Source organism: Streptomyces lacrimifluminis, from assembly GCF_014646095.1.
Classification (GTDB): domain Bacteria; phylum Actinomycetota; class Actinomycetes; order Streptomycetales; family Streptomycetaceae; genus Streptomyces; species Streptomyces lacrimifluminis.
The window spans coordinates 67,759-75,621 of the sequence record NZ_BMMU01000034.1; the positions used below are offsets into that span (position 1 = coordinate 67,759).

The window sequence follows — 7,863 nt, forward strand, 5'->3', positions numbered from 1 at the left end:
TGGCAGACCGGCCGAACCGACCTACTGACCGACCGGCGGCCGGTACAACTGACGGGTATGGGGAGACTGTTCATGTACGACTACGACCTGCTGGTCGTGGGATCGGCCAACGCCGACCTGGTGACCGTGGTCGAGCGGCGGCCCGCTGCCGGTGAGACGGTGCTCGGCTCCGACCTGGTCGTCCACCCGGGTGGCAAGGGCGCCAACCAGGCGGTCGCCGCAGCCCGGTTGGGGGCCCGTACGGCGTTGCTGGCGCGGGTCGGCAACGACGGCCACGGCCGCCTGCTGCTCGACTCGATGCGGGACGCCGGTGTCGACACGGTGGGCGTCCTGGTGGGCGGGGCGCCGACGGGGGTCGCGCTGATCACGGTGGACCCGTCCGGCGACAACAGCATCGTGGTGTCGCCGGGGGCCAACGGACGGCTGTCGCCCGAGGACATCCGGGCCGCGGGAAGCCTGTTCCAGGCCGCGCGGGTGGTGTCGGCGCAGCTGGAGATTCCGCTGGAGTCGGTCGTGGAGGTCGTACGGAACCTGTCCCCCGAGGGCCGTTTCGTCCTCAACCCGTCCCCTCCTCGCCCGTTGCCGCGTGAAGTCCTGGCCGCCTGCGACCCGTTGATCGTGAACGAGCACGAGGCCCGGGTGATCGCCGGTGCGGACGCCGAGTTGGGCGACTCGCCGGAGGACTGGGCGAAGACTCTCCTCGCGCTCGGGCCGCGCTCGGTCGTCATCACCCTGGGCGCGGAGGGCGCGCTGATCGCCGTACGGGCCGGGGAGCGGGTACGGGTGCCGTCGGTGCCCGTGGAGGCCGTGGACACGACGGGGGCGGGCGACGCGTTCACCGCCGCGCTGGCGTGGCGGCTGGGCGCCGGCGAGTCACTGGCACAGGCGGCGGGGTACGCGGCCCGGGTGGGCGCCGCCGCGGTGACGCGGCCGGGGGCCCAGGATTCCTTCCCTACGTCCCAGGAGGTCGAGGCCCTGTGCTGTGCTCTCCCGGGGGACACCCCCCGGACCCCCGGCCGGAAAAGCGGCTCGGGACAGTCGACCGGCGAGACCGTGCGAGGTGAGTTCCAGTGAAGCGCGGCGGAATCCTGAACCGTCATCTCGCGGGCGCGCTGGCCGAGTTGGGCCATGGCGACAGGGTACTGGTGTGCGACGCCGGTATGCCGATCCCGGCCGGGCCGCGCGTCGTCGACCTGGCCTTCCGGGCCGGGGTGCCGTCCTTCGCGGAGGTGCTCGACGGGTTGCTGACCGAGCTGGTGGTGGAGGGGGCGACAGCGGCGACGGAGGTCCGGGAGGCGAATCCGGGGGCCGCGAAGCTGCTGGCCGGGCACTTTCCCGACCCCGCCCTCGTGCTCGTCCCGCACGAGCGTCTCAAGGAGTTGTCGGCGGGGGCACGGCTGATCGTGCGCACGGGAGAGGCACGGCCGTACGCGAACGTGCTGTTGCGGTGCGGGGTGTTCTTCTGAGGCGGGTCTTCTTCTGGGTCCGGGTCGATGTGAGGCGCTTCAGCGGGCCGCTCGGGTGAAGGTCACATGCGTGACCCCGGTGGGCGAGGACGTGGCCTCGACCTCGTAGTCCTTCTCGATGTCCTCCAGCCCGTCCCAGAGGCGTACGCCCCGGCCCAGCAGCACGGGGACCACCACGACGTGCAGATGGTCGACGAGTCCGGCGGCGAGGAAGTCACGGACGACGGTGGGCCCACCGCCGATGCGTACGTCCTGGCCGCCCGCTGCCTCGCGGGCCGTCGCGAGCGCCTTGGCGGGCGACGTGTCGAGGAAGTGGAACGTCGTGCCGCCCTCCATCTCGATCGGCGGGCGCTGGTGGTGGGTGAGGATGAACGTCGGTGTGTGGAAAGGCGGGTTGGGCCCCCACCACCCCTTCCACTCCGGGTCGTCGTGCCAGCCGGGCGGGCCGAACTTCCCGGCCCCCATGATCTCGGCGCCGATACCGGGGGCGAACTGCTGCGCGAAGGCGTCGTCGATGCCGCCGGTCCCGCCGGACTGGCCGGTCATCTCGTGCCAGAACCGGGTGGTGAACATCCACTGGTGCAGCCTCTCGCCGGCGTGGCCGAACGGCGCGTCACGGCTCAGTCCCTCACCGGTGCCGAAGCCGTCGAGCGAGATGGTGAAGTTGTGGACGCGGGCGAGTGACATGGCTGACGCCTCCTTCTTCTCCGCCGCTCCAGTCTCCTCGGACCGCCGGGTCGTGCGCCACCGGAACGGGATATGGCCGGGGACAGCTTCGAGGGGGCCCGGTCCGTCGACCGGGCCCCCTCGGCTTCCCCTCCGTATCGAAACCCCCGCGATCCCCCCGGATCCCCCTCCAGAAGCCCCGATGACAGGTACGACCGGCAAGGCGGGGGGAGGGTTGTACGGGGGGCCAGAATTTTCTTCGGCTGCCGCCGAGGCCCGCTGCGGCAAGAAACCGTCCGCACCCGGCGTCCCACCGGATACGGACGGTTCCGCGGCCGGACAGCCGTTACGCCGCGTGCTCCACGAACCGCGCCGCGGTCTCCGCCAGCACCTCGCGCCCGTCCCGGGCCCACAACGCGTCGTTGAACAGCTCGACCTCGATGGGACCGGTGTAACCGGCCGCCTCGACGTACGTCCTCCACTCCCGCATGTCGATCGAGCCGTCGCCGATCTGACCGCGGCCGTTGAGGACACCCTCCGGCAACGGGGTGGTCCAGTCGGCGAGTTGGAAGGTGTGGATACGGCCACCGGCTCCGGCGCGGGCGATCTGCGCGGGCGCGTTGTCGTCCCACCAGATGTGGTACGTGTCCACCGCGACGCCGACCTGGTGGGCGGGGAAGCGTTCCGCGAGGTCGAGGGCCTGGGTGAGCGTCGAGACCACGCAGCGGTCGGCGGCGTACATGGGGTGGAGCGGCTCGATGGCCAGCCGTACGCCGTGCTTCTCGGCGTACGGGCCCAGCTCGGTGAGCGCGTCGGCGATGCGCTCCCGGGCGCCGTACAGGTCCTTCGACCCGGCCGGCAGGCCGCCCGACACCAGGACGAGGGTGTCCGTGCCGAGGGTGGCCGCCTCGTCGATCGCCCGGCGGTTGTCGGCCAGGGCCGCCGCCCGCTCCGCCGGGTCGATCGCGGTGAAGAAGCCGCCCCGGCAGAGGGTGGTGACGGCGAGGCCCGCGTCGCGGAGCAGTTTCGCCGCCGCCTCGACGCCGTACTCCTGGACCGGCGCACGCCACAGGCCCACCCCGGGGACGCCCAACTCCAGGCAGGAGTCGGCCAGTTCGGGCAGGCTCAGCTGCTTCACCGTCATCTGGTTGATGCTGAAGCGCGAGAGATCCGCGGCGCCGCTGCTCAATGGGCTCACTGGGCCACTCCGTACAGGGACAGCAGGTTCTTCATCCGTTCCTCCGCCAGCTTGGGGTCCGGGAACAGGCCCAGCCCGTCGGCGAGTTGGTAGGCACGGGTGAAGTGCGGGAGGGATCGGGCCGACTGCAGCCCGCCGACCATGGTGAAGTGCGACTGGTGGCCGGCCAGCCAGGCCAGGAACACCACGCCCGTCTTGTAGAAGCGCGTGGGCGTCTGGAAGAGATGCCGGGACAACTCGACCGTGGGGTCGAGGAGTTCGCGGAAACCCGCCGTGTTCCCGGTGTCGAGGACGCGTACCGCCTGCGCCGCCAGCGGGCCCAGTGGGTCGAAGATGCCGAGGAGGGCGTGGCTGAAGCCCTGCTCGTCGCCCGCGATCAGTTCGGGGTAGTTGAAGTCGTCACCCGTGTAGCAGCGCACGCCCTGCGGAAGGCGGCGACGGATGTCGATCTCGCGCTGGGCGTCGAGGAGCGACACCTTGATGCCGTCCACCTTGTCGGGGTGGGCGGCGATGACATCGAGGAAGGTGTCGGTCGCCGCGTCGAGGTCGCTCGACCCCCAGTAGCCCTCCAGCGCCGGGTCGAACATCGGGCCCAGCCAGTGCAGGACCACCGGCTCGGCGGACTGGCGCAGCAGATGGGCGTAGATGTCGAGGTAGTCCTCGGGACCCTTCGCCGCCGCGGCCAGAGCGCGGGACGCCATCAGGATCGTCCGGGCGCCCGCCTCCTCGACGAGGGCGAGCTGCTCCTCGTACGCCTTGCGGATGTCCGCCAAGGAGGCGCCGGGGGCGGTGAGTTGGTCGGTGCCGACGCCGCAGGCGATGAGACCTCCGACCGACCTGGCCTCGGCGGCCGACCTGCGGATCAGTTCCGCCGCGCCGACCCAGTCGAGGCCCATGCCGCGCTGGGCGGTGTCCATCGCCTCGGCGACGCCGAGTCCGTGGGACCACAGATGGCGGCGGAAGGCGAGGGTCGCGTCCCAGTCGACGGCGGCCGGGGAGTCCGGGGACACGTCCGCGTACGGGTCGGCGACGACGTGGGCCGCCGAGTAGACCGTACGGGAGGTGAAGGGGGTGCCGGGGGTGAGCGCGAGGGGGGTGGCACGTGGCTCGTACGCTCGCAACACCCCTGTGGCGTCCGGGAGTTGGATGGTCACAGCGAGATCTCCGGTACGTCGAGACGGATGCCCTCCGCCGAGGACTTCAGGCCCAGTTCGGCGAGCTGGACACCGCGGGCGCCGGCCAGCAGGTCCCACTGGTAGGGCGCGTCGGCGTAGACGTGCTTGAGGAACAGCTCCCACTGGGCCTTGAAGCCGTTGTCGAACTCGGCGTTGTCCGGGATCTCCTGCCACTGGTCGCGGAAGGAGTAGGTCGCCGGGATGTCCGGGTTCCAGACCGGCTTCGGAGTCGAACTGCGGTGCTGGACGCGGCAGTTGCGCAGACCGGCGACGGCCGAGCCCTCCGTCCCGTCGACCTGGAACTCCACCAGCTCGTCGCGGTTGACGCGCACGGCCCAGGAGGAGTTGATCTGGGCGATGGCGCCGCCCTCGAGTTCGAAGATGCCGTAGGCGGCGTCGTCGGCGGTGGCGTCGTACGGCTTGTCGTTCTCGTCCCAGCGCTGCGGGATGTGGGTGGCGGTGAGGGCCTGGACCGACTTCACCCGGCCGAACAGCTCGTGGAGCACGTACTCCCAGTGCGGGAACATGTCGACGACGATGCCGCCGCCGTCCTCGGAGCGGTAGTTCCAGCTCGGGCGCTGGGCGCTCTGCCAGTCGCCCTCGAAGACCCAGTAGCCGAACTCGCCCCGGATGGAGAGGATGCGGCCGAAGAAACCGCCGTCGATGAGGCGCTTGAGCTTCAGCAGGCCCGGGAGGAACAGCTTGTCCTGGACGACGCCGTGGCGCACACCGGCCGCGTTCGCCAGCCGGGCCAGCTCCAGCGCGCCGTCGAGACCGGTGGCGGTGGGCTTCTCCGTGTAGATGTGCTTGCCCGCCGCGATCGCCTTCCTGATCGACTCCTCGCGCGCGGAGGTGACCTGCGCGTCGAAGTAGATGTCGACGGTCGGGTCGGCGAGGACCTCGTCCACGTCGGTGGAGATGTTCCGCGGGTCCAGGCCGTGCTGCTCGGCGAGCGCCTTCAGCGCGTGCTCGCGGCGGCCGACCAGGATCGGCTCCGGCCACAGCACGGTGCCGTCGCCGAGGTCGAGACCGCCCTGGTCGCGCAGGGCGAGGATCGAGCGGACCAGGTGCTGGCGATAGCCCATGCGCCCGGTCACGCCGTTCATGGCGATACGCACCGTCTTGCGTGTCACGTCTTTCCCTTCGTAGGTGCCACAGGGGCGGGGTACGCGGTGTCCGCGCCGCGTACGCCCGGTGGGAGAGCAGCCTCCGGCAGCCCTACTGGCAAGCGTTGCAGCAAGCGCTTTCTATACAGGGAGAAGCTAGCCTCTGTGCAGCGGTCTGGACAAGAGCACAGAGACGCCGAATTGTTCGAGGGGACGAACAAGAGGGGTCGAAGGGCGGTCGTGGGGCGGCCGAAGGTCATAGGGTCTGCATCGGCATGGACGCGAAGACGCAAAATACGACAACTCACAGCGACGTGATGGACGACATGATGCGCGACCGGAGGACGACGACATGACGGTGACCCTGGCGGACGTGGCGGCCCGCGCGCAGGTCTCGCCCGCGACGGTGTCGCGCGTACTGAACGGGAACTATCCCGTGGCCGCCTCCACCCGCGAGCGGGTGCTGCGCGCTGTCGACGAGCTGGACTACGTGCTCAACGGCCCCGCGAGCGCGCTCGCCGCGGCCACGTCCGACCTGGTCGGGATTCTCGTCAACGACATCGCCGACCCCTTCTTCGGGATCATGGCGAGCGCGATCCAGTCGGAGGTCTCCGGCCCGGGCGGGCGCGCGGGCGGCGAACGGCTGGCGGTCGTGTGCAACACGGGCGGCTCTCCGGAGCGCGAGCTGACGTACCTCACCCTGTTGCAGCGGCAGCGCGCGGCGGCGGTCGTGCTGACCGGCGGCGCGGTGGAGAACCCGGCGCACCTGGCGGCCGTCTCGGCGAAGCTGCGGCGGCTCGCGGACGCGGGGACGAGGGTGGTGCTGTGCGGGCGCCCGCCGGCGCCGGACACGTCGGCGATCGCACTGACCTTCGACAACCGCGGGGGCGGGCAGGAGCTGACCGAGCACCTGATCGGGCTCGGGCACCGGCGGCTGGGGTACATCGCGGGGCCGGAGGAGCGGACGACGACGCGGCACCGGCTGGAGGGGCACCGGGCGGCGCTGGCGGTCCACGGGATCGAGGAGGACCCGCGGTGGACCGTTTACGGGCGGTACGACCGTCGGTCGGGGTACGAGGCCACGCTGGAGCTGTTGCGCCGGGACCCTTCGCTGACGGCTGTGGTCGCCGCGAACGACTCCGTCGCGATCGGGGCGTGCGCGGCGTTGCGGGAGTCGGGGCGGCGGATTCCGGACGACGTGTCCGTCGCCGGGTTCGATGATCTGCCGTTCAGCGTGGATGCGTGGCCTTCGCTGACGACGGTGCGGTTGCCGTTGGCGGAGGCGGGGGCTCGGGCGGGGCGGATCGCGATGGGGCGTGAGGAGCCGCCGCCCGGGGGGATCGCTACGGCTCGGGGGGAGCTGATGGTTCGGGGGTCTTCGGGGGTGCCGCGGAAGTAGGGGGCTGTGGGGGGCGGGGTGGAGTTTCTTCGCCCCCGCCGCCCCTACCCGTCCCGTCCCGTTCCTGGGGGCTGCGCCCCCAGACCCCCGCTGTCGGCCCTGAAGGGGCCTCGTCCTCGAACGCCGGACGGGCTGGATGTACCTGGGCCTGGGGTGAAGAGGGGCCGCCGGTGCATGAGAGGTGGTGCCCGGGGCGGCAGAAAATCCGTGTCGGGTGGCAGGCGGGGCGCCTATATTCCTGCCCATGCCCATGCCCGAGATACAGCTGCTCCGTCCAGACCACGCCCCGGCGCTACTCACCTTCGAGCAGGAGAACCGGGCCTACTTCGCCGCGTCGATCCCCGACCGGGGCGATGAATACTTCACCCGGTTCGACGAGCGCCACCGTGCCCTGCTGGCTGAGCAGGAAGCCGGTGTCTGCTACTTCCATGTGCTGGTCAGTGCCGAAGGTGACGTGCTGGGGCGCGTCAACCTCATGGATGTGGCGGACGGTGGCGCCGAACTGGGGTACCGGATCGCAGAGCGTGCCACGGGCCGAGGACTGGCCACTTGGGCCGTGCGGGGGCTGTTCGACCTCGCGGCCAACAGCTACGGGCTGACGTCCCTGCGTGCCGGGACCACACTCGACAACGCGGCATCACAGGCCGTGCTGACCCGCGCAGGGTTCACCGTCGTCGGCGAGACACAGCTCTCCGGCCGCCCCGGTCTGTCGTACTTCCGCGATCTCCGCGATCTCCGTGACCTCCGTGACCTCGCGAGTCCCGCCGCTCGGCCCGGCACGCCGACCGCCTCTTAGAGAGCAACTGATCTGGTTTACAGGTGATTTGGGGCGTTCGTAGTGACTGTGGCGGCG

General features: G+C 71.0%; 8 protein-coding genes. 4 read left to right on the forward strand and 4 right to left on the reverse strand.

The genetic code is table 11. The annotated features are described in order from the left end of the window. Positions 1–72 precede the first annotated feature (72 nt). Together IEY89_RS34210 and rbsD are read left to right on the forward strand one after the other, a co-directional pair. Positions 73–1,074: a ribokinase gene (locus tag IEY89_RS34210; protein WP_189151443.1), complete on the forward strand. Its 1,002-nt coding sequence runs from the start codon at positions 73–75 to the stop codon at positions 1,072–1,074. After that, positions 1,071–1,466: a D-ribose pyranase gene (rbsD, locus tag IEY89_RS34215; protein WP_189151428.1), complete on the forward strand. Its 396-nt coding sequence runs from the start codon at positions 1,071–1,073 to the stop codon at positions 1,464–1,466. The genes IEY89_RS34210 and rbsD overlap by 4 nt, the downstream gene beginning before the upstream one ends. A 39-nt stretch (positions 1,467–1,505) precedes the next feature. On the opposite strand, the gene IEY89_RS34220 is transcribed toward rbsD, so the two are convergent. From IEY89_RS34220 to IEY89_RS34235, 4 genes are all read right to left on the reverse strand, one after another. Further along, a complete protein-coding gene (locus IEY89_RS34220; protein ID WP_189151429.1) occupies positions 1,506–2,153 on the reverse strand; it encodes a dihydrofolate reductase family protein in 648 nt (215 codons plus the stop codon). A gap of 325 nt (positions 2,154–2,478) precedes the next feature. Beyond that, on the reverse strand, positions 2,479–3,276 hold the full coding sequence (locus tag IEY89_RS34225) for a sugar phosphate isomerase/epimerase family protein (RefSeq protein WP_189151444.1): 798 nt from the start codon (positions 3,274–3,276) through the stop codon (positions 2,479–2,481). A 50-nt stretch (positions 3,277–3,326) separates the two neighbouring features. Continuing rightward, positions 3,327–4,484 carry a dihydrodipicolinate synthase family protein gene (locus IEY89_RS34230; RefSeq protein ID WP_189151430.1) on the reverse strand — a complete coding sequence of 386 codons (1,158 nt, stop codon included), beginning with the start codon at positions 4,482–4,484 and terminating at the stop codon, positions 3,327–3,329. Then, entirely contained in the window at positions 4,481–5,638 is a 1,158-nt protein-coding gene (locus tag IEY89_RS34235) for a Gfo/Idh/MocA family protein (protein ID WP_189151431.1), read from the reverse strand. Before IEY89_RS34235 ends, IEY89_RS34230 begins: the two co-directional genes overlap by 4 nt. Before the next feature lie 325 nt (positions 5,639–5,963). On the opposite strand from IEY89_RS34235, the gene IEY89_RS34240 reads away from it, so the two are divergent. Both IEY89_RS34240 and IEY89_RS34245 read left to right on the forward strand, forming a co-directional pair. Beyond that, complete coding sequence (locus IEY89_RS34240; RefSeq protein WP_189151432.1) at positions 5,964–7,010, forward strand: LacI family DNA-binding transcriptional regulator; 1,047 nt, start codon at positions 5,964–5,966, stop codon at positions 7,008–7,010. 250 nt (positions 7,011–7,260) lie between these two features. Continuing rightward, positions 7,261–7,806 (forward strand): GNAT family N-acetyltransferase, encoded by a 546-nt coding sequence (locus tag IEY89_RS34245; RefSeq protein ID WP_189151433.1) that lies wholly within the window; start codon positions 7,261–7,263, stop codon positions 7,804–7,806. Positions 7,807–7,863: the final 57 nt, after the last annotated feature.

Excerpts from the sequence above, each read along its gene's own strand:
- IEY89_RS34245 (WP_189151433.1), top strand. The coding sequence starts at position 7,261 with ATGCCCGAGATACAGCTGCTCCGTCCAGACCACGCCCCGGCGCTACTC.
- IEY89_RS34225 (WP_189151444.1), bottom strand. The coding sequence starts at position 3,276 with ATGACGGTGAAGCAGCTGAGCCTGCCCGAACTGGCCGACTCCTGCCTG.
- IEY89_RS34240 (WP_189151432.1), top strand. The coding sequence starts at position 5,964 with ATGACGGTGACCCTGGCGGACGTGGCGGCCCGCGCGCAGGTCTCGCCC.
- IEY89_RS34220 (WP_189151429.1), bottom strand. The coding sequence starts at position 2,153 with ATGTCACTCGCCCGCGTCCACAACTTCACCATCTCGCTCGACGGCTTC.
- IEY89_RS34210 (WP_189151443.1), top strand. The coding sequence starts at position 73 with ATGTACGACTACGACCTGCTGGTCGTGGGATCGGCCAACGCCGACCTG.